20 protein-coding genes are annotated in these 21,400 nt (G+C 60.4%); 10 read left to right on the top strand and 10 right to left on the bottom strand.

Features of this window, described 5'->3' with window-relative positions; all coding sequences use genetic code 11:
- Positions 1-40: 40 nt before the first annotated feature.
- Complete coding sequence (locus CH290_RS10510) at positions 41-1,627, top strand: Na+/H+ antiporter (RefSeq protein ID WP_033188409.1); 1,587 nt, start codon at positions 41-43, stop codon at positions 1,625-1,627.
- A gap of 2 nt (positions 1,628-1,629) precedes the next feature.
- Here the strand turns inward: CH290_RS10510 and CH290_RS10505 are convergent, their stop codons facing one another.
- The 3 genes from CH290_RS10505 to CH290_RS10495 all read right to left on the bottom strand — a co-directional run bounded on the left by CH290_RS10505 (position 1,630) and on the right by CH290_RS10495 (position 4,576).
- A complete protein-coding gene (locus tag CH290_RS10505; protein ID WP_033188410.1) occupies positions 1,630-2,604 on the bottom strand; it encodes a quinone oxidoreductase family protein in 975 nt (324 codons plus the stop codon).
- A gap of 80 nt (positions 2,605-2,684) precedes the next feature.
- On the bottom strand, positions 2,685-3,443 hold the full coding sequence (locus tag CH290_RS10500) for a carboxymuconolactone decarboxylase family protein (protein ID WP_033188411.1): 759 nt from the start codon (positions 3,441-3,443) through the stop codon (positions 2,685-2,687).
- A gap of 233 nt (positions 3,444-3,676) precedes the next feature.
- Positions 3,677-4,576 carry a helix-turn-helix transcriptional regulator gene (locus tag CH290_RS10495; RefSeq protein ID WP_033188412.1) on the bottom strand — a complete coding sequence of 300 codons (900 nt, stop codon included), beginning with the start codon at positions 4,574-4,576 and terminating at the stop codon, positions 3,677-3,679.
- A 129-nt stretch (positions 4,577-4,705) separates the two neighbouring features.
- Between CH290_RS10495 and CH290_RS10490 the strand changes: the two genes are divergently transcribed.
- From CH290_RS10490 to CH290_RS10475, 4 genes are all read left to right on the top strand, one after another.
- A complete protein-coding gene (locus CH290_RS10490) occupies positions 4,706-6,130 on the top strand; it encodes an MFS transporter (RefSeq protein ID WP_033188413.1) in 1,425 nt (474 codons plus the stop codon).
- A 17-nt stretch (positions 6,131-6,147) separates the two neighbouring features.
- Positions 6,148-6,834, top strand: coding sequence for a flavodoxin (locus CH290_RS10485; protein ID WP_212555948.1), 687 nt, complete (start codon positions 6,148-6,150; stop codon positions 6,832-6,834).
- A gap of 67 nt (positions 6,835-6,901) precedes the next feature.
- Complete coding sequence (locus CH290_RS10480; RefSeq protein ID WP_033188414.1) at positions 6,902-7,786, top strand: aldo/keto reductase; 885 nt, start codon at positions 6,902-6,904, stop codon at positions 7,784-7,786.
- A gap of 10 nt (positions 7,787-7,796) precedes the next feature.
- A complete protein-coding gene (locus tag CH290_RS10475; protein ID WP_033188415.1) occupies positions 7,797-8,201 on the top strand; it encodes a (R)-mandelonitrile lyase in 405 nt (134 codons plus the stop codon).
- Positions 8,202-8,346: 145 nt separating this feature from the next.
- On the opposite strand, the gene CH290_RS10470 is transcribed toward CH290_RS10475, so the two are convergent.
- The 4 genes from CH290_RS10470 to CH290_RS10455 form a co-directional block, all read right to left on the bottom strand.
- Positions 8,347-9,009 carry an enoyl-CoA hydratase/isomerase family protein gene (locus tag CH290_RS10470; protein WP_033188416.1) on the bottom strand — a complete coding sequence of 221 codons (663 nt, stop codon included), beginning with the start codon at positions 9,007-9,009 and terminating at the stop codon, positions 8,347-8,349.
- A 161-nt stretch (positions 9,010-9,170) separates the two neighbouring features.
- Complete coding sequence (locus tag CH290_RS10465) at positions 9,171-10,196, bottom strand: PDR/VanB family oxidoreductase (protein WP_033188486.1); 1,026 nt, start codon at positions 10,194-10,196, stop codon at positions 9,171-9,173.
- A gap of 65 nt (positions 10,197-10,261) precedes the next feature.
- Positions 10,262-11,149, bottom strand: a complete 888-nt coding sequence (locus CH290_RS10460) for a metal-dependent hydrolase (protein WP_033188417.1) — start codon at positions 11,147-11,149, stop codon at positions 10,262-10,264.
- Positions 11,146-12,045, bottom strand: coding sequence for an alpha/beta fold hydrolase (locus CH290_RS10455; protein ID WP_052083078.1), 900 nt, complete (start codon positions 12,043-12,045; stop codon positions 11,146-11,148). The genes CH290_RS10460 and CH290_RS10455 overlap by 4 nt, the downstream gene beginning before the upstream one ends.
- A 387-nt stretch (positions 12,046-12,432) precedes the next feature.
- On the opposite strand from CH290_RS10455, the gene CH290_RS10450 reads away from it, so the two are divergent.
- Complete coding sequence (locus CH290_RS10450) at positions 12,433-13,218, top strand: crotonase/enoyl-CoA hydratase family protein (RefSeq protein WP_033188418.1); 786 nt, start codon at positions 12,433-12,435, stop codon at positions 13,216-13,218.
- Positions 13,219-13,383: 165 nt separating this feature from the next.
- Here the strand turns inward: CH290_RS10450 and CH290_RS10445 are convergent, their stop codons facing one another.
- The gene (locus CH290_RS10445) at positions 13,384-13,986 is read right to left on the bottom strand and encodes a TetR/AcrR family transcriptional regulator (protein ID WP_230620884.1); all 603 of its coding nucleotides are present in this window, start codon (positions 13,984-13,986) and stop codon (positions 13,384-13,386) included.
- Positions 13,987-14,178: 192 nt separating this feature from the next.
- Here CH290_RS10445 and CH290_RS10440 point away from each other — a divergent pair, with 192 nt between their 5' ends.
- From CH290_RS10440 to CH290_RS10425, 4 genes are all read left to right on the top strand, one after another.
- Complete coding sequence (locus tag CH290_RS10440; RefSeq protein ID WP_052083053.1) at positions 14,179-14,928, top strand: EAL domain-containing protein; 750 nt, start codon at positions 14,179-14,181, stop codon at positions 14,926-14,928.
- Positions 14,929-15,035: 107 nt separating this feature from the next.
- On the top strand, positions 15,036-17,129 hold the full coding sequence (locus tag CH290_RS10435; RefSeq protein ID WP_141216139.1) for a phytoene desaturase family protein: 2,094 nt from the start codon (positions 15,036-15,038) through the stop codon (positions 17,127-17,129).
- Between the two features lie 474 nt (positions 17,130-17,603).
- Positions 17,604-18,434 carry a GNAT family N-acetyltransferase gene (locus CH290_RS30220; protein WP_155295515.1) on the top strand — a complete coding sequence of 277 codons (831 nt, stop codon included), beginning with the start codon at positions 17,604-17,606 and terminating at the stop codon, positions 18,432-18,434.
- Positions 18,435-18,479: 45 nt separating this feature from the next.
- Positions 18,480-19,019, top strand: a complete 540-nt coding sequence (locus CH290_RS10425) for a hotdog fold domain-containing protein (RefSeq protein ID WP_080748640.1) — start codon at positions 18,480-18,482, stop codon at positions 19,017-19,019.
- Positions 19,020-19,352: 333 nt separating this feature from the next.
- Here CH290_RS10425 and CH290_RS10420 read toward each other — a convergent pair whose 3' ends face one another.
- The gene (locus CH290_RS10420; protein WP_033188421.1) at positions 19,353-20,792 is read right to left on the bottom strand and encodes an MFS transporter; all 1,440 of its coding nucleotides are present in this window, start codon (positions 20,790-20,792) and stop codon (positions 19,353-19,355) included.
- Positions 20,789-21,226, bottom strand: coding sequence for a MarR family winged helix-turn-helix transcriptional regulator (locus CH290_RS10415; RefSeq protein ID WP_033188422.1), 438 nt, complete (start codon positions 21,224-21,226; stop codon positions 20,789-20,791). Before CH290_RS10415 ends, CH290_RS10420 begins: the two co-directional genes overlap by 4 nt.
- Positions 21,227-21,400 lie beyond the last annotated feature (174 nt).

Genomic DNA, 21,400 nt, shown 5'->3' with positions numbered 1-21,400 from the left:
TGATTCGTTGGTGCCACCACCTGAGAGATGAGATACGTACATGGAGTCGCTCGAAACTATCGTGTTGGTCGGTGTACTGATAATCATGGCGTCGGTGGTGGCACCGCGACTGCGTGTACCGGTTCCTCTGGTTCTGCTGATTTCCGGCGTCCTCGTGGGCTTCGTCCCGCAGGTACGTGAGATCCATCTGCCCTCCGAAGCGGTGCTGGTGTTGTTCCTGCCCGCACTGCTGTTCTGGGAGAGCTTGACCACTTCTCTGCGGGAGATACGACGCGACCTGCGTGGCATTCTGCTACTCAGCACGGTTCTCGTGGTCGTGACCGCGTTGGGAATAGCAGGACTCGGAACTGCTCTCGGAATGACCTGGGGGGCCGCACTGATCTTGGGTGCCGCGCTTGCGCCAACCGACGCAACAGCCGTCTCATCGATGGCGAAGTCACTGCCGCATCGCAACATGACGCTGCTACGCGCAGAAAGCCTGATCAACGACGGTACGGCTTTGGTCCTGTTCACCATCGCGGTGGGCGTGGCGGTCGGGGGCATCGAGTACAGCGCCTCATCGATCGCCTGGCTGCTCGTCGTTTCCTACGTAGGCGGTGCGGTCATAGGCCTGGTTTCGGCGTGGCTCGGTACTTACGTGCTGCGCCGACTGTCGGACCCCCTCGTCATCAGTACCGTGCTGGTGGTTCTGCCGTTCGCCGCGTTTCTACTCGCCGAGCTGGTTCATGCGTCGGGCGTCATAGCGGTCGTGGTGGCAGGCTTGTTCATCACCCAGTCCGGTCCTCGGGTGAGTACGCCTCGGTCGCGTCAACAGACGTTCGGGTTCTGGACGTTGGCCACATCACTTCTCAACGGAGCGCTGTTCGCGCTGATCGGCATCGAGGCGCAATCGGCCGTGCGGGCAGTTGCTGTATCGGAAATTGGACCGCTGATCGCACTGACGCTCGCTGCATGGATCGGCTTGCTGATCATCAGATTCGTGTTCCAAGTCGCCGTCGTTGCGTTGATTCGTCTCATCGACCGACGGTCGTCGCAATACGCACGACGGATGCCGAACAGAGCCAGAGTTGTCAGCACCGTTGCAGGTTTTCGAGGAGCCGTGTCGTTGGCGGTAGCACTCGCTGTACCGGTGACGTTCTCGACGGGCGAGGCGTTTCCCGGACGTGACCAGGTCATCTTCGTCGCTGCCGGCGTCGTTCTGCTCACGCTCGTGGTGCAGGGGGTGCTGCTGCCTCCCGTTTTGCGGTGGGCTGACCTTCCATCGGACACCACGAGGGACGACGAGCTCGAATTGGCCGAACATCGGATGGTCGAGGAGGCCGTGCGCGCTCTACCAGACGTGGCTCGATCCCTGGGTGTAGACGAGGCGGTCACGGCCAGGCTCCAAACCGAGTACGAGGAACACCGCGCACTCCTCTCATTCGACCCCGATAGTGAGGACTACACCGGTTCGGCGCGAAGGCACCGCGAAATGACCCAATTGAGGCTGGCAATGATCGCGCCCAAACAGGCCGCGATCTTGGAGCTCAGAGACGCACGCATCATCGGAGACACGACCCTAGTGACGATCCAGGCCCGCCTCGACCGTGAAGCTCTGAGGTTGGTGCAGCCTGAAGTGCTCGAGTGAGGCTATTCGACAGTCATTACCACTTTGCCGTGTGATCGGCCTTGGCCGACGAGAGCAAAGGCGTGCGACGCAGAATCGAATGTGTGAACTGAATCGATGGTTGCGCGCACACGTCCGTCCGCGATCGCTGGTAACAGATCCGAGGCGACGCCTTTCAGGATGTCACCGATCTGGTCGGGGTCACCGAAACCGAACGACACGCCGTATGCACTCAACAGGCGATACGACAGTGCGTCGAGGTCAATTGTAGTGCGGGTGCCACCGAGACGACCGATGTTGACTATCGATCCGCCCTTACGGATTCCGGGGAGGGCAGCACCGAACATCGAACCTCCGACGTGATCGAGCACTATGTCGACCCCCTTGCCCTCGGTCGCGACGAGCAGTGCTGACGTCAGGTCCTGTTCCGAAGTAGCCACGACTACGTCCGCACCCGCATCGTGAAGAGACGTGGACCGATTCGAAGTACGGCTTGTCGCTATCACGAGCCCCGCGCCCAGAGCCCTTGCTATCCGGATGCCGATGAGCCCGATGGCTGAGGTTGCACCCGTGATCGTCACAGTGTCGCCCGCCGAGAATCCGCCGCGTCGTAGCGCACCGTACTCGGTCAGTAGACCGGTTGTAAGGGGTGCTGCGTCGACGTAATCGATCGAGTCGGGCATGGGCAGCAGATGCCGGTAGTCGCACGTCACGTACTGCGCAAAGCTGTGCGGAGTCGACCCCATGACGCGTCTACCGGCCTCCAGTCCGGACACACCGTCACCCAATTCGACTATGTCGCCGGCGAATTCGAACCCAGCTACGTATTCGTCCGACAGCGCATCGGCCGCCATTTCGGGATCAGCGTTGTTGAGTGCTACTGCGCGCACGCGCACCAGCACCTCGGTGGAACCGATGGTAGGCAACGGTATTCGATGCTGCGTCAGTTCCGTGCCTCCCCCGCCGATCAGTGCGATCATGCTGTCGGTAGAACTCATCGCACGTGTCCAATCCGTCGTTCATTTGCAGGTCGGGGGCGTGCGACCAGTGGCCGGCTTCCGACGAGTCGAGGTTCCCATCAGCTTCGGAGCGTGACCTCGTCGACTGCTCGGAGAGCGTTGAGGGTGCGGGGATATCCGATGAAGGGGAGCAGTGATGTCACGACGGAGATCAGGAGCTCTCTTTCGTTTCCGACGTTGATATTGGCTGCTACGTGACCCCTCACCTGCGGATCGCACCCGCCGAGGGCCGAGAGCATCGAAAGGGTGAGTAGTTCCCGGATCGGGACATCCAGTCCTGTGCGCGTGTAGTGGTCTCCGAAGCAGTTGGCCGAGAGGAATCGCTGGATGTGCTGCTCGTCCTGCGGTGCGGACTCGTACATTCTGTCGACCGCTGAATCGCCGACGATGCGTTTCTGAATTGCGAGTCCGTCGAGGGCGCGCGTCTGCGGTGTGGTGGTGGACTGGCCCGGCAGAGGCAGTTCGACCCCACGTTCGGTCAAGACGTCGTTGGTCGCGTGGACGAAGTCCATAGATTTGGCAATACCGATGTAGGGGACAGCCTGGTAGACGATTTCCTTGGCTTCGACCGGGCTGACACCGATGGTCAGTGCGCCGCCGAGCATCACGCGGTATTCGGTCAGCCCGCCGCAGGCGATTATCGCGGCAAGCTGCACCATCAGTCGAATGTGTTCATCGAGGTCGGTCTCTGCAATGACGTCGCCGAAGGCGAAGGTCTCGAAGTATTCGACGAGTTCTGGGTCGGTCGCCGCGAGTGTCGACGTTGCATTCGGAAACAGTAGGTCGAGGTAATTGCGGGCTGTTTCCTTCGGAGGCACGCTGAGTGCACCGTCCTCTCAGATGTCAGTCGGGCTGGAGTGATCACGGCACGATGTCGTCGTTCAAAGTGCCCAGCGCACGGGCGTTGAGATCCTCCCGGTCGGTGAAACGGCCGAAGCGAGTCTTGACCTTCGACATCAAGCTGGGTTCCTCGTTTTCCTGTTGTTCACATCGAGTTGTCACGTTGTTGCTTTCCCATTGTGTTGTGCGCATATCTTCCGGTCGGAGACCGTCAGCGGGGCTCGCTCGCGGGTTCTTGCTCGGACGGAAGTATCTCTTGACTTGCCGCCCACGAGGCGAGCATCTTGATTGCGTCCGCTGTGGGCGTTCCGGCAGCGGCGGTGTAGATGTTCAGTTGCAAACCTGGCTCGGACGGCAGTTCCATCGCTTCGAAGTCGAGGTCGAGTTGCCCAACGACAGGATGCCGCAGGCGTTTACGTCCACTGCGGTGGAAGCGGACGTCTTGTGAAGCCCAGTGCTTACGAAACAGCTCGCTCTGCGTCGATAGTTCGCCGACGAGTTCGATGAGGGCTTTGTCGTGTGGGTTCTTGCCGGCTTCCAGGCGCAGCATTGCTGCCGCGTCTCGGGTGATCTGGTCGTAGTCGACGAAGAACTCCTGGGCCGCTTCGGGTTCGAGGTAGACGAACCGTGTCGTGTTGGCCGGTCGCCTGGGGTCGGACAGAACAGGGGAGTACAAGGCTCGCGCCAGCGGGTTCATGGCCAGTATGTCGTGACGTCCGTTGCGGATCCATGCAGGCGCGTCGGCGACCGCCTCGAGCACTTGCAGCAGGACTGGGCGCACGGTCGTCGTCGTCGACTTCTTGCGTCGGGTGGACGTGGCGTGCGAGCGGTGCGCTAGCGCGAAGAGGTGATCGCGTTCGGCATCGTCGAGTTTGAGTGCACCGGCCAGGGAGTCGAGAACGCTGTCCGAGGCGCCGGTGAGGCTGCCACGCTCCATCCGGATGTAATAGTCGACGGAAACACCCGCGAGCATGGCGACTTCCTCGCGACGAAGTCCCTTGACGCGCCTGTTCCCGCCGTACGCGGGCAAACCGGCTTCCTCAGGGGTGATACGCGCTCGTCTGGAGCTGAGAAAGTCGCGGATTTCCGCGCGAAGGTCGCTGCTGCTCATAGCTCCACGATAGGAGCGCATACGTGATCGGGGGAGGCACTGACAGTACCTGGAACGACAGTGACTCCCCGGGACCGAGGGATCGAGGTCGACTGTGTTCATACATTCGATTCGAAGGTTCGAGGGGTCATGACAACAACCACCGCACGTCCGGCAACCACGAAGCCGGTTGCAATCTTGGCGATCGTGTTGATCAGTTACTTCATGGTATTGATGGACAACTCCGTGATCTTTACCGGATTACCCAGCATCAGGGCGGGTCTCGATCTGTCGCCCACGGCTCTGTCCTGGGTGCAGGACGCGTACACGCTGGTCTTCGGTGGTCTACTTTTGCTCGCGGCCCGAGTGGGTGACATCGTCGGACGTCGCCGGCTCTTCATCGTCGGTCTGACGATCTTCGGGTCGGCGTCGCTGCTCATCGGTCTTGCGCCATCGGGGCCGTGGATGATCGCGGGCCGCGCAGTTCAGGGAATCGGGGCTGCCATTGTCGCACCGACGTCGCTGGCTCTGATCACCACGTACTTCGAGGGAGAAGCGCGCAAGCGTGCGGTGGCCTGGTACGCAGCCTCTGCCGGTGTCGGTGCGAGCCTCGGTCTGTTGGTCGGTGGCGCACTCACCGAGTGGGTGTCTTGGCGAGCCGGGTTCCTGGTCAATGTCCCCATTGCGATCGCGATGATCATTGCTGCACGCTCGGTGCTGGACCACACGCATGGACAGAAAGGACGTTTCGACGTCGTCGGCGCCCTCGCAGCGACTTTCGGTGTCGGTGCTCTGGTGTTCGGCATCATCGAGTCGGGTGAAACCGGTTGGGGTAGCACGCGAGTAATCGTCTCGCTGTTGCTCGGGTTTGGTTTGTTGGCAGGGTTGGTTCTCAACGAGTCGCGTGTGGAACAGCCGATCATGCCACTGAGACTCTTCGCCAGCCGGATTCGCAGTGGAGCCTACGGAACTCGCCTCTTGTTCTTGGGCGCGATGATTGGATTCTTTTTCTTCACCACGCAATACATGCAGGATGTTCTCGGGTTCACCCCGTTCGAAGCCGGTCTTGGATTTCTGCCGATGACTGTCGTCAATTTCATTGTCGCGATGGCTATCCCGAGGTTGAACGCACGGTTGTCCAACGCGGTCCTGTTGACGACCGGCGTCGTCATTGCACTGGTCGGCATGGTGTGGCTCAGTGCCATCGGCATCGGAGACAGCTACCTCACCGCTGTTGCGCTCCCGATGATGCTGATCGGTGCAGGCCAAGGGTTTGCCTTTGGGCCGCTCACCAACGCTGGTATCGCAGATGTCGAACCCTCAGACGCGGGCGCGGCGTCGGGATTACTGAACACTGCCCACCAACTCGGTATGGCTCTCGGGTTGGGAATTCTGGTGGCTGTCTCAGCGAATGCCGGTGCCGAGAGCTTCGGTGCAGAGGCTGCAGCCGAGCGCGCTAGCGCCGCGTTGACCGGCGGGAGTGTCATTCTCGTTCTTGCCCTGATCGTGGTTCTCGCCGTCATCGTTCCCGCAGAGCGCGCGACACGCGGCGCCGTACCGGTGGCCGCGCGATGATGCGGCAGGTGCCCCGAGTGGCATCGAGACGATGGGTACTTCGCGGCGCCTTGGCCCTCGGAGCCACCGGAGTGACCTCCGCCTTGGCGGGATGTTCGAACACGGAAATCGAGGCGCCCGATACTGAGCCGCAGGAGACCGACTCGCAGCCCACCTCGGCCGTCACACCGCGGCAAGGCAGTGGCAGCCGCATACTGGTTGCGTTCTTCTCTCGGCCGGGAGAGAACTACTACTACGGTGATCGCACCGTGCTCGATGTCGGCAACACCGAGGTGTTGGTGGGCATGATCACCGAACGCATCGAATGCGACGTCCATCGGATCGAGCCATCTGAGCCCTACCCGTTCGACTACGAACCGACCGTGGAACGCAATCGAGTCGAGCAGCGCGGAAATGTGCGCCCCGCGCTCGTCGGCCCGATCGAGTCGTTGGACGATTACGACACCATCATCCTTGCCTGCCCGGTCTGGAACAGTTCGGCCCCGATGGTGATGTGGACGTTCACCGAGCGATTGAACTTCGATGGGAAGATGCTCTATCCGGTAACCACTCATGCTGTCAGTGGTCTGAGTGGTGTGCCCGACGTTTATCGACAGAGTTGCCCCGGCGCCACCATCGGAGAGGGTCTCGCGGTACAGGGTGAAGAAGTGCGCGACGCACAGGACGATGTGACGTCCTGGCTGCAGAGGGCGGGGATTCGGTGAGGGGTACCACCAGTACCTGGCATTGCAGACCCTCCCGCCCAGCTGCCACCGTGCTTACGGTGAATGTATGAGCATTCCCGAATTGACACTGAACAACGGCATTCGTATCCCAGCACTGGGATACGGCGTTTTCCAAACACCACCGGAGGAGACGTCTACTGCCGTCGACACAGCATTGCGGGTCGGCTATCGCCACATCGACACCGCCGCGGCCTACGGGAACGAACGGGGTGTGGGCGAAGCGATCGCGCGATCCGGAATCGACCGGTCGGACGTCTTCATCGAGACCAAAATCTGGATCAGCGACTACGGCTACGACGAGACCATCCACTCGTTCGACAAGAGCGCCGGAAAGCTGGGCGTGGAGCAGATAGACCTTCTGATCCTGCACCAAGCGTTGCCCGGTGAGTTCCAGCTGACGATCGATGCGTACCGCGCACTCGAGACCCTCCTGGCCGACGGCAAGGTCCGGGCCATCGGGGTCAGCAACTTCATGCCCGATCATCTCGCCCGGCTGGCCGACGCCTCATCGATTGTGCCAGCGGTGAACCAGATCGAGGTCCATCCCTACTTCCAGCAAAAGGAACTCCTCACAGCCAACACCGAACGCGGAATCGTCTCGCAGGCCTGGTCTCCGATCGGCGGAATCACCTTCTACCGGGACGGCTCGAAGGGTTCGACGCTCCAGGACTCCGTGATTATCGATATCGCCGAGGCGCACGGCAAGACTCCAGCACAGGTCATGCTGCGGTGGCACCTGCAGGAGGGACGCCAGGTCATCCCCAAGTCCGTGACGCCGTCGCGAATCGAAGAAAACTTCGATGTGTTCGATTTCGAGCTGACCGCCGACCAGGTGACCGCGATCGACGGTCTCGACACCGGTGTTCGCGGCGGACCCGATCCCGAGGACGTCACCCGTGAAAACTTCGGTCGGGACATCCCAGAAGCCTGAGAGGATCGACATGCATCTTGAATCGAGCAAGCCGACTACCAAGAATCCACCTGAGCAGTTCGCCGGGGACGTTTGGTTGGACTCTATCGCGTCTCCGCGGACCGCCGGTCAGACCATGATCGTCGCCAAGGTGCGCTTCGCGCCAGGCTCGCGGACAGCCTGGCATTCGCATGCGCTCGGCCAGACGTTGCACATCACCCAGGGTATTGCCTGGATCGGTACCCGATCCGGTGACAGGATCGAGGCAACAGCCGGGCAGACGGTGTATTGCCCACCGAACGAAGAACATTGGCACGGTGCCTCGCCGGATTCGTTCATGGAGCATTTGGCAATGTTGGACAACGCGGAGGATCCTGCTACGACCACGACATGGCTCGAGCACATAAGCGACGCCGAATACTTTGCACAGCCCTAACCAACAGCAAAGGAACCTCGAACCGGATGGATCCGGTTCGAGGTTTCGGCCTCACGGCGTGGATTGCGCGGACACGTAAGAACCGGGTCCGTGTAGGGCGAGGAAAGTTCGAAAGCGGTGGCTGGAGGTTTGCTCGTCGACCCGGTCAAGTGTCTTTGTCGGTTAGCGCTTCGAGGACGTCGGCAAACATAGTCTTCTTGATGGCTCTCATGGTTGCCGGAGTCTTGCCCATTACAGCCTCGACTTTTCGAACGGCGGCGTCTGTGGTTGTACCCTCGGCAGCGAGGGCGTCAGCCAATCCTGCACTGAGTGCTTGGGGCCCGCCGTATCGATGACCGGTCGTCATCGCCTCGATCGCAGTCCTACTCGAAAGTTTGGACTGAATCAGCGCGGACATCCCAGGAGTGAACGGGACGTCGATATCGATCTCGGGAAAACAGAAGTAACCCCGGTCTTCTCGCATTATTCGGTAGTCGTGAGCAATGGCGAACATCGCCCCGGCGCCGAAGGCGTGTCCGTTCACCGACGCTGCAGTAGGTACGGGCGCTGTCAGGATTCGGGCGAATATTGCATGCACTCGATCGATATACCATTCCGCTTTGTCTGGATGTGCGAGGACCCATTCCAGATCCAACCCGTTGGAATAGAATTTTCCTGTACCGGTTGTGACGAGTGCTTGGGCATCTCCCGCATCGATCCGGTCGAGCGAATCGTTCACGTATTCGATCCAGGATACAGAAAAGCGATTTTCGTCGTCTCCGAGGTTGAGGATCGCGATTCCGTCTACGAAATCTGTATGTACGGTCATGGATTATCCTTTCCTTTGTAGAACCGTTCGAGTGTTCAGGTCCGTCGCCAATGCGATCGAAAAATGCGAGCCGTAGGCAGACCAAAGATCTTGCGAAACAGTGTCATTCCAACGAGAACTGGGATCGATACGGACATGCCGATGTCTGGTTCGGCGAGTTGTCACAAGTCGATGGTGAGGGCGTCGTCAGCGGCGCGGTCGACGCATAACAGCATGGTGTCGGGCTCGGCCAGGAATGACGAGTGTCCGCGCTGTTCGATGCGCCCCTTGCTGACATGGACCCTGCACGATCCGCAGAACCCTTGCCTGCAGGCGTAGGGGGTCGCGGGGTTCGTCTCCAATGCCACAGCGAGCGCTGAACGGTCGGCGGGGATGGTCAGCGTTCGTCCGGAACGGGAGAGGTGAAGATCGAACGGTGACCCGGACACTACTACCGGTGTGTCGAATCGTTCGAAATGGAATCCGCCCGCTCCCGCCTCGACGGTGGCCGCGCGTAGGGCACCCAGCAGTGCCGATGGCCCGCAGTAGTACACCGAGCAGCCAGGTTGGACCTGGGACGTCAACTGACGTGCGGTGGGGCGACCGTGTACTTCGGTTGTCAGGACCGTGACGCGAGGCGATGACGAGGGACTTAGGTCCGTCAGGAATGGCATTGATTCTTCGTTGCGCCCGAAGTAGGTCAGTTGCCACGGCACACCGGTGGCGACGGCTTCTTCGATCATCGGTTTGAGGGCGGTGATTCCGATTCCGCCGGCGATGAAGACCACCGAGTGGGTTCTGGTCGTGCCCAACATCGGGTTCGCGAACGGAAAGTTGTTCCGAGGATGGGAAATCTGCAACTGTGTTCCCGGTTGTACATCGAGATCGATCTCTCGGGTCGCCGCACTGTCGGGTCGGATTCGCACGGTGATGCTGTACGAGTATCGATCCGAGGTCAGCCCGCAGAGTGAGTAGTTCCGGACCCGACCGGACGGCAGTGTCACACGTATGTGCGCACCCGGAGTCCACAGCGGCAGCGGCCCATCGTGATTCGATCTGAGAACGAGCGTGACTGCGTCCGTCGCAGCTCGTCGAGATCTCGATGCGACGACGAGTTCGAGCGTTGTCGAGCGGGGAATGGGCGTTCGCACACGGTACCGACTGACCCGTCCGACGAAGAAGCTCAGTAGGCTACGAAAGATCGTCATCGTCGGATCCGGCCGAGCATCACCCCGGTACGACAACGGCACTGATGAGAGGTAGTGATCAGACGTCATCGGCCGGTCCTGTCGATAGCCTCGAGTGCAGCAGGTGACGACGCCAGGTAGGCCACTGCCTGACTGGTCGATCCGTATTGGCTGGGGTGGTAGCTGGGACGGAAATAGTCGATCGCCATGCGGAAGACATCTTTCGGTCCGAGAATCAAACCGTCTTTGATGGCTCGGCGGAGTCCGCGGAGCCGTGCGATGCGCCCGGATGGCGAATGTGGATCGGCATCGGCGAGATAGCGCACGGCGCGCAACACCAGAAGTATGAAAGTGGGGTAGGCGACTATATGCGCTCTGATTCGTCGAAGATAGGATCCGTCGAGATGGGTGAACAAATCGAAGGCGACGTGCCGATGTTCGACTTCTTCGGCCAGATGCCATCGAAAGAGATCGAGCATGCGAGGGTCCATCTCTGTGTCCCAGCTGTGCGCGTTCAAGCCCCAATTGCCGATGTAAGAGGTGACATGTTCCAGCGCAGCAACAATCGCGATGCGCTCGATCAACCACGAGTGCTTCTTGGCACCGTCGAGGTCCCGGTCTCCGAGTAATCCCCGGAAGAACCAGCGAACCTGATCGACGTATGGGGCGGTGTCGAATCCTTGGGACGCGAAGTGTTCGAGGACGGATTGGTGTGCCGTCGAATGGACTGCTTCTTGTCCGATGAACCCGATGACGTCGTCGCGCACCTGCTCGTCGATGATGTGCGCCAGTGCCTGCTGGAACGTTTGCACGAAGAACACCTCGCCTTCGGGCAGCAGCATGTTGAAGGCATTGGCGAAATGCGTTGCCATCGGCTGATTCCCGAGGTAGTGGATCGGCAGGTCGGACCAGTCCCACCGCACGTCGCGTGGAACGAGAGAAACCCTGGGGGGATCGACCGGTCGGGTGCTCATCGGATGACCTCTTTCGGTTGTGGGCCTCGGGCTTCGACGGAGCCGACGTGATCGGCGATGGATTCGGCTATCGGAAGTGGGTTGAAGGCTGCCGCCCAGTGTCCGCCGTCTACTTCGTGGACGGTGAAATCGTCCGACCATTCCTTACCCAGGGTGCTGGTGTGGGGGGTGATGAAGAAGTCCGACGTCGGAGCGATCACTCGAGTCGGTATCGCGTTTCGACGTGGTGTGGGTCTCGCCAGTTTCGGAAACAGGTTTGCGGTGTAGATCTTCGACGACGCGTGGTTCCGCCGCGCGCGGTGCGAGCCGAGATGGTCCGGGCGCCTACCCACCTCGAATCTGTGGGCCCATTCGATGGTCAGATCCGTCAGCCCGGCCCGGCAAGCCAACCTTGCTAGGAGCGGCGCGGCCAGAAATCCCATGTAGAACGGGGACTTCCACATGCTCAAGACCGCACGTCGACCATCCCGGCCACTTCGGAGGCGTGTCCCGACCCATGTCGGAACGTGATCGAGCGACCCTCCTGAAATGGAGGTCAGAGAAGCGAACAATGCGTCGGCACCGGCTTGGGTTGCGCTGTGCCAGGCCTGTACAGAGCCCCAGTCGTGTCCGACCAGATGCACTCTCCGGTGTGGCGAGAGCGCACGAGCGACAGCCTTGAGGTCACCGTCGAGGTACGTCAGCGCGTACTCGCGGACCCGCCTCGGCCGCGAGGATCGGCCTGCCCCTCTGACGTCGAAAGCGACGATGTGAAATCTGTCGGACAGCAGGTCGGCGATACTGTTCCACACCGAATGGTCATCTGGAAAGCCGTGCACCAATACGATTGTCGGATCACTACGCGATCCCCACTCTGTGACGTCGAGAATCACTCCGCCCACTCCGGTCACCTTCATCGTGCACAACCTTTCCGTCATTACTGATCGCACCCGATTGTGTGTCGAGTCGACCGAAATATACCCTACTACATAGTAAGTTACCGAAAAGATTTAGAAACTTGGCAAGCGTGCTACGAGGAGGACGTCCCAATCCAGACCGCCATGTGCTGTTCGCATCGCAAGATACTTTGGGCGTGAGGTGAATTCGACCTTGTTCGGGAGCGTGAGGCGACGCAGGTCGGCGGTCGGTGCCGCCGATGGCCGTCCAGATTTGTATGTCACCCAGCATAGGTGTACGAAGGGGCGGCATACTTGCAGCGCCCGAGCCGTCTCGCTGTCACACCCTCCAGCCTCCACCGGTCGGGATTCAGGCATACAGGGCTGGGCCGAACGAAAGGACCTGCGTTGACTTCCTCTGCTGTCACCGTCGATCGCGACGGCCACATACTGCTCATCGGACTGAACCGCCCCGACAAACGCAATGCATTCACCACCGAGCTGATCACCGAGCTCTCACGCGCGTTCGCGACTCTCGAACAGGACCGTGAACTGCGCGCGGGTGTGCTCTTCGCCCACGGTGATCACTTCACCGCAGGACTGGACATGGTCGATGTGGCGGGATGTCTGGTAGACGGAAACAGCCCCATACCCGAGGACGGCATGGATCCGTGGCGGCTGGACTACCGCTGGAAGAAACCGATTGTTGCCGCGGCACATGGATGGTGCATGACATTGGGTATAGAACTCCTCCTCGCCGCTGACATTCGCATCGCTGCTGCTGGCACTCGCTTCAGCCAGCTCGAAGTCAAACGCGGCATATACCCGTTCGGCGGGGCGACTCTACGCTTCTGGCGCGAGGCGGGATGGGGCAACGCAATGCGGTGGTTGTTGACAGGAGACGAATTCGGCGCGGACGAAGCGCTGAGGATTGGACTCGTGCAGGAGATATGCGATGACGCCGAGTCTGCACGTGAGCGTGCGATCGAATTGGCCAAGCGTATTGCCGAGCACTCGGCCCCATTGGGTGTCGCCGCCACACTCGCATCGGCGCATCGTAGCCGCGACGAGGGCAACCCCGCAGCAGCACAATCTCTGACGAGCGAGGTGAGTGCATTGTTCGCCACAGCCGACGCCGCCGAAGGTTTCAGGTCGTTCGTCGAACGCAGAGACGCGAAATTCACGGGGCACTGAGCGCGCTGACAAATCCATCGTGGTGACCGAAGGCGAGTCATCGCCATCCGAACTATGCTGAAACGTATAGTTCACGAGCTACTGTTGTGGGGCCTGTTGAGATCGGGCAACGCCGTTGTCGGTGGGGATTCGTCGATCGAGGCTCGAGTTCGTCAGTCTGCACAACTAGCTCTGCAACGTACCTCGACGTCCAGGGGTGCCGATTGCATCGGCGAACACACTCGACAGTTCGGCTTCGACTCGATCCAACGCTCGTGTGCTGCCCTGGGCCTTCGAGAGCAGAAGTGCGCCCTCGATCGAGGATATGGCGAGTGTGGACAATCGATGCGATCGTTCTGACGCTAGGCCCTGCTGCCATAGAGAGGCCGCGATCGTGTCCTCCCAGGAGGAGAACGACTCGCCGGCGGCAGCGGAGGCGGCCGGCGAGTTGATCCCCTCGAGAGCTGCCGGCGCGACGGGGCAGCCCGCACGAAAATCGGTGGCGATCAATTGCTGACGGAAGGCGGCGACGATGGCGCTGATGGTTGCGGCAGGACCGTGCGCGGCAAGTCCCGCGGATATCATCGACCCCATCGTCGCCCCCGCTGCCCTCGTGGCCTCCTCGGCCAGTTGCGGCTTTCCCTCCGGAAAATGGTGATACACCGACCCACGCGGAGCGCCTGCGTGAGCGATCACTTCAGCTATCGAGGTAGCCTCGACGCCCTTTTCGCGGAAGAGTGACGCGGCACTCCTCAGCATATCCGTCCGGGCGGTGGATTTTCGTGACATTCGATACTCCCTATCCACTATGCTCCAATGTATAGTATCCCATTACACCCGCGATTCGAGTGGAACGGCACGCTTGTGCGCGTCCTACCGCGCAAGCCGGAAGGACATTCATTGCCGGACCGTCCGTCGAGCGACGCAACGACCTCCACGAGAGCGTCTTCATCGTTTCATCGAACTCTCTGACGGCAGCCAGTGACGACACACGCCGCGGTGCGCAAGGCGGTCGACGCCCTGGTCGCCGACTCGGCCGTTGTCGAATCGGTGTATCAGCCCATAGTGGATCTCGTATCCGGTACCTGCATAGGATTCGAAGCACTGGCCCGGTGGCCCAGCATTGGACCAGTCGATGTCGATGCCGTTTTCGTCGACGCTCGTTCACGGGGACTACTTTCGCACGTCGAATCCGCTTGTAGAACCGCCGCATTGAACGGAGCGCTCGACGCACATCTTGCCACCGACCTCACGTTGTTCGTGAACTTCGAACCTGATCTTGGAGTGCAGGAGTGGCTGTCGCGCGGTGATAACGAAGCGACGACCCGGAGGGTCGCCTCGCGCCTTCGAATGGTCGTGGAGCTCACCGAATCCGCCTTACTGGCGGACCCGAGTGCTTTGATGGCGACGGTTGCTTGGGCTCGCGCTAGCGGATTCGGTGTCGCGCTCGACGATGTCGGAGCCAATCCGCAGACGTTGGCGATGTTGCCCGTCGTTGCGCCCGATGTAGTGAAACTGGATGCATCACTGGTTCGTTCGGCCCAATCGCCGACGGGGTCTCGTGTGATGGCAGCCATAAATGAGTACGTCCGGAGCAGCGGGGCGATCATGGTGGCCGAGGGTATCGAGACCGAAGACGATAGACGTCGCGCGGTCTCGCTCGGAGCCACGCTCGGGCAGGGTTGGTTCTACGGCAAACCGGGTTCGTTACCTTGCCGCACCGCGCCGTAGGTTAGGTGCGGACAGGCCGACGTTTGGTGTCATCGAAGCTCGTTGGTTCTCGAAAACCGCGATCAGGTGCATTGCGCCGCTGTCCCCGGTGTGCTCGGCACCGGATCGTGGGCGAGGATCATCGGCAGTGCCACGCTCCGCTCACAGCCGTTGATTATGTTGCCGTACTTATTTTTGGACTGAAGATCTATCCGTTTACCCTCAAATTCGCGGCTGATGGGCGTCCCGACGGTTCACCCGCAGTGCATTCTCCAAACCTCGCTTGCCGTCAAAGTCGTTGTTGCACAATCGAAACTACATTGACAGTGGGGATGGTCGACAGTTCCCAGGTTCACGACTTTGCCGCGAATCCTTGGCAAAGTAATATGCTTCGTGACATAGTTGCATGGAATGGCGAAGCGTTGCCGGGGCGATGGGATCTGGTGGCTGAGCCGAAACCGAGTCGAGTCGTGCAGCCTGTGCACGGAGGGTGGGACATGAAGACATACGATGTAGTAGTCGTAGGTGGGGGACTGGCAGGGTTGACCAGCGCCGCTGCACTTTCGTCTGCCGGCAAGAAAGTCGTTGTACTCGAGCAGTACTCGGTGGTCGGGGGTAGCACGCACGTATTTCGGCGTAAAGGAAAGTGGGAATGGCAGGTCGGCGTTCACCACCTCGCCGACTGCGGGCCGAACGGGGACATGCCGACTGTATTCCGCGGTTTGGGCCTCGAGGAGTCCATCACGTACCTACCGATGGATCGGACTGGCCACGAGCGTTACGTTTTCCCGGATCTAGAGTTCGACGCACCAGCCGACTGGGACGAGTTCATCGTTCGCATCTCGAATTTGTTTCCCGAGGAACGGCGTACGATCGCGAAGTTCATCAAGGTGCTGCGAAAAACGGCGGCCTCGGTCGATCGTGCGACTTCGACTGCGAGCATCGGCGGAATGGCGAAGGCAGGACTGAAACTAGGACTGCACGCGCCACTGGCAACGATGTCGGCGTCGGCCGTCATGGATCGCTACCAGCTCAGCGCGCGTCTACAGACCTTGCTCACGATTTCACCGTGCGGCAGCCTGAACTGCCCGCCGGACCGTTTTCCCTTCGTCGCTCTCGCCACGTTCTGGAATCTCTTCGTCACCGGTGGGGCCTGGTTCCCCAGCGGCGGTGGCCAGGTGTTCTCTGCCAACCTACTCAGAGTGATCGAACAGTACGGAGGCGAGGTCGTCACAGGTGCGTTTGCCGAGGAAATTCTGGTCGAGAACGGAAAAGCTGCCGGTGTGCGCCTACGAGGTGGAGCCACATACCGCGCAGCAGCAGTGATCTCCACTGCCGACATCAAGAAGACGTACAACAACTTGATTCCTGCAGATGCCATGACTTCCAAACACTCCAAGCGCGTGAACGACTATCGAATGGCGACGCCATTCTTCAATGCGTTCCTCGGAGTAGACATCGATCTGGCGACGCTGTACCCGAATCGCGACCACTTCTCGATGCCGACCTGGACGAGCTACGGTGATATCGAGCGGCTGTGCAAGTTTCGCGCCGGTGATACTGCGGAGAGTTGGATGGAGCGGGTGCAGCCAGTGATCGGCGCGTATGTGCATTGCTCGAACATGAAGGATCCCGTGCCGGGAAGGTACGCGCCTGAAGGCTCGAGTTCTCTCGAGGTGATGTTCCCGATTCGAATGGACTATCGGATGTGGGGTGCAGAACCGGTCGATGTTCGGGAGCACGAGTACAAGCGAAGCGAGACATATTCGACCATCAAAGAGTTTCTCACCGATGTGATGATCGATCGCGCGACCGATGTTCTGCCCGAAATAGACGGGCACATCGTGCATCGCGAAGCTGCTACACCGATCACACAGGAGCGGTACACCCAGTCTACGGGTGGATCGTCGTATGGCATCGAGTGGAACACCCATCAAAGCGCTCTTCTGCGACCAGGCGCGAAGACCCACATCGAAGGGCTCTACCTCGCGGGTGCGAGCTGTCGTCCAGGCCCGGCCACGGAGGGCGTACTTCTCTCGGGAATCATTACTGCTGGAACGATTCTCGGACGCGACCTCCTCGCTGAGTTCCGTGCGGGCAAGCCGCTCGTTCCGGCTGGAACCATTCCCGCGACACCGCAGGAATGGGATCCCCTTTCGGCAGCCAAGCCTCGCCGAGCAAAAGTCGCGAAGGAGTCCGGAGCATTGACTGCCAAGGGTTGATCCTGAAGCGGAGACTCCGTGATTCGGTAGCACTCGGTGCGATCTTAAATGGGGAGCCGGTTACCGGCTACCTCACGAAACCGCCGCCAGCCATCGGTCGAGATCGACGGTGTCCGTCGAACACACTGTTACTCGACCGCTGACTCGGAGTGCAGGCGAGACGGATGCACCGAGCTGACCACCAAGACCGACCCAGACAGGCATGTCGCCCTACCTTCGAGGACTCTTCGAAGGGATGGGATGAAAGTACTGAGATGCAGACGCAGACAACGGTATTGGTCGTCTCGGACCACGTCAGTCGAGCTCCCGCGAATCCACGGGTCCACAACCTCGCCCGCGGGTAGCGCTCACCGCGGCCGGGAGAAGCAACAACTCTGTTCCGGAGGGTCACATTCACATCATGACTTATGGCGACGAGGTACAGATATGGAACGATACCTGGACTGCCGGGCAACCGGAGAGGATGACCGCACAGTGATCAACGCGCTCGACGCTTTGACAGGAGCACATAAGTTCAGGGTCCGTGCGGGATTCGTGGGACTGCGATGGTCCGACGTATCGTCCAGCCTCTCATCGGCTGGCCGCCAATTTCTGCGAAGGGAGTTCGTGCCGGTCGCGCTCGAAACATTCACCGGCACAACACCCGATTTCTGGGCCGAGTGGCTATCCGACGACAGTCTCGATGATCTGCATGGCCTAGTCCTCGTGCTCGATGGGGACAGTCGACCGGCGGCCTGGGTAGCGAGCAACGTCCGGATGTTCGGCGGGCGGCGTTGTTTCTACGCCAACTCGGCAGGCGTACACCCAAAGTATCAGGGTTCAGGACTGTCCAGCGCGATCTGGCGAGAACTACTCCGAAGGGCGATACTCGAATCGGCGCCCCGAGAGCTCCATGCAGTCATGAGAACAGCGAATCCCTTGGTCTACGGTGCGTGGTCGGCTGCGGCAGGCGGTGACGAACGAACCTTTCCCTCGCCAAACGGGACGTCGATACCTACGAAGATTCAAGATATTGCGGCAGACGCTGCGAGAGAACTGAACCAGCACGAACGCTTCGATCCGGAGACTTTAGTCATCCGGGATGCGTATGAGCGCACAGCCAACGGTCTGTGGGCGGAACGTCCCACATCCGACCAGGATGCTATCGACCTATGGATGGGGACGATCTTGGGTCCGAAAGACGCGATCCTCCTTGTCGTCGTTTTTCAACCGCTTTCCATGATCGTCGGTGAAGTAACCAGAACCATCCGTCGACGTCTTGGCATCGCTACCGGCAGAACCTCGTCGAGTCGACAGCAGCGTTGACAAAGATTGCCACGTAAAGAGCCCAGCCACCAAGAGAGAATTGAAATGTCGCAGACCTCGCACGCCGCCGTGAGTACAAACCTTCGTATTTGGAATGTGCTACATCGAGTCCGCGTTCCGTTCGATCTCGGTGGCTGGCTTTTCAGCCGTGCAGTTCAGTTCAGGGCCCCGTACTTCCGGACGATCAAACCCAGAGTCGTTTCCCTTCGACCCGGATACTGTGAAGTGGCCGCCGCGAACAAGCGGCGCGTTCACAACCACCTTGGGACGTTCCATGCGATCGCCGCGTGCAATATGGCCGAACTTGCCGCGGGACTGATGACCGACGCAACCGTGCCCTCGACGCATCGGTGGATCCCCGCCGGGATGACTGTTCGGTACCTGGCCAAAGCAACCACAGACCTTCGGGCGTATGCAGAGATACCTACGACTCCGCTGTTCACCAATGCCGCACAGACCCTCGAGGTCCCGGTCAAGATCTTCGACGGCAACCAGATAGAAGTCGTCGCGGCTGACATCACCATGCACATCTCCCCGAAACGACGCACCGGAAACATTGATCAATCGAATCATGCACGAGGATAACCGATAACCGACAACCGATAACCGATAACAGATGACGATCGCGGACACGGACCGCCGTATCCGTTCTGGTGGGGGTGCTCCACTGATGCTCGATGAGTATCAGATATCCAAGCGCGCGAACGTACTTCGCGTGCAAGCCGAAGCCGTTCGTCGGGGCAGCGTGGTGCCCGAGTGGATACCATCAGTCGAGCAGGTGTTCGAGGGTAGGGGCGAGACGTCACCGACACCACCTGGGAGTCGATGACGACGGTTGGTGTCGGGCACTGGCAGTAACGGTCGCAGGGCTGCGTCTTGGCACCCGAAGCAGTTGCAGCGCCGACGATGTCACCGCGATCAGGAAGCGCCTGCACTCGAATCGAGCCGCGACGCGACGTGGTCGGCACGCTTCTTCCGCGTGACCGAGGCGATGCGGTTAGCGAGCAATGCGACGAACACGATGCAGCACCCGATCGCTCCGATGGCGAAGGCGAGGTTGATCCCGGCACCGCTCGGTCGAGAATCACTCGCAAGATGCGCTGCAAGCACCGCCCCGGAAAGCGCACTCCCGAACGATCCGCCCACGGTTCGCAATACCTGGTTGAAACTGACCGCGCTGCCAAGCTGGGCATCGGCGACCTGCCGCGCAATGAGAGCGGGCATGGCGGCGTAAGTCATTCCGATTCCGGTGCCGAACCCGAACATGCCGATCATGATTTCCCACAACGCGTCATGGGCGAGCCAGAGCAACACACTGGATCCAGTGACCAGTCCGGCGCCGGTGAGAAGGAGGGTTCTAATCGGAATCCGGTGCGAGATCCTGCGCACCAGCCGGTTTGCGCCGAAGCTTCCTGCCGAGAGCGGCAGCATGACGAACCCGGCCCAGAAGAGCGGTAGGGCTATTCCGTACCCGGTGGACGTCGGTGACTGCGCAACGAGACTGCCGATCGAGAGTCCGATGTACATCGCCGCTCCGAGACCGATGGCGGTACTGTTGGCGACCAGCACGTCCGAGTTGCGTAGCACGCGTAGATCGATCAAGGGGTTTCGACTGTGCAGTTCCACTACGGCCCACAGCGACATGGCCAGGAATGCAGCGGCGAAAAACCCGATGGTGGGGGTCGAGCCCCAGCCCCAACGCGAGCCTTCACTAACGGCCGTCAGGAGCAAGGCGAGTCCGCTACCTATCAAGGCTGCCCCGACGTAGTCGAAGGGTACGCGCGGCGCTCGGTCGTCAGGGCCGTTCGGGACCATGAACCAGACCGCGACGACGGTGGTGGCGAGAAAGAGCGCGGCGAACCAGAATGCCAGCCGGAAATCGAATGTCGCCGCGAGAATGCCGGTCAAGGGATACCCGACGCCCAGGCCGGTAGCGACCGTGACGGATAGACTCGAGATACCCTGTCTGGCTTTGGTTTCGGTGAGGTATCGCCGCGCCAGCGTGATGGTCACGGGGACGATTCCGTAGCTGAGACCCTGCAGTCCGCGACCGATTAGAAACACTCCGAAGTTCGTGGCTGTGGCGGCAACCACGGATCCGAAGAAAATCACCGTCAACGACGTGAGGAGTAGGCGCTTCCGGTGCGGACCGTCGCTGAGTCGGCCCATGATAGGTGTCGCAACGGCTCCGACGAGCAGATTGATCGTGAGCATCCATTGGCCGGTACTCACCTCGACGCCCAGTTCATCGGAGATGGTCGGTACCAACAGCATTCCGAGCGAACTCACGATGGAACTGGTCAGCGCGGTGTAGACCAAGACCGGCAGAAACTTGCGGTGTGCGGTTGTCTTGTTCATTTGTCGACCCGGTCGGAGGCTATGTCTTCGATCAGCTTGCGAAGTATCGGAATGGTCGCGGCGAGGATCTGCTGCTCCTCCGGCGTGAGGCGTGAGTCGATTGCTTCTTCGAGCCATCCGAGGCCGCGAGATCGTTCACTGGCCAGGGTTTGTGCTCCGGCCTCGGTGATCGCGATCCAGGTGCGTCTGCGGTCTTCGAGATCCGGTGTTTTCTCGACCAAACCGGCATCGCGTAGTTCACGCACGGCGGTTGCGATGGCCTGCGGGGTCACGTTCTCGGCATAGGCCAGCGTGGACGCCGCGGCGGGTCCGTGCGCGGCCAGGTGAGCGAGTATTCCCAGCTTGCCCACCGACATGGTGCGTCCTGCGGTCAGTCGCCGCCACATCAGACGAACGGTGTCGCGCACCTCTTCTGCAACCGTTCTGGTGTCCATTGGAAAAAAACTACAGCCAAATTGATCAATCTAGTTGCCTTTATGGTCGATGTCACGATGGTTCTGGCGACGTATGCCGGGCCACAATCTGTCTGGCTATTGTCTGTACGGTCATTGACAACAGTCTGTTTCGTCCATACGATTTGTTGCGCAGATCACAATCACTTCGAATGG

The sequence above is a fragment of the Rhodococcus sp. 06-156-4 genome, assembly GCF_002259345.1.
Taxonomy (GTDB): domain Bacteria; phylum Actinomycetota; class Actinomycetes; order Mycobacteriales; family Mycobacteriaceae; genus Rhodococcoides; species Rhodococcoides fascians_E.
The sequence above is the reverse complement of the archived record's forward strand: the minus strand, read 5'-3'. Positions and strand labels throughout refer to the sequence as shown.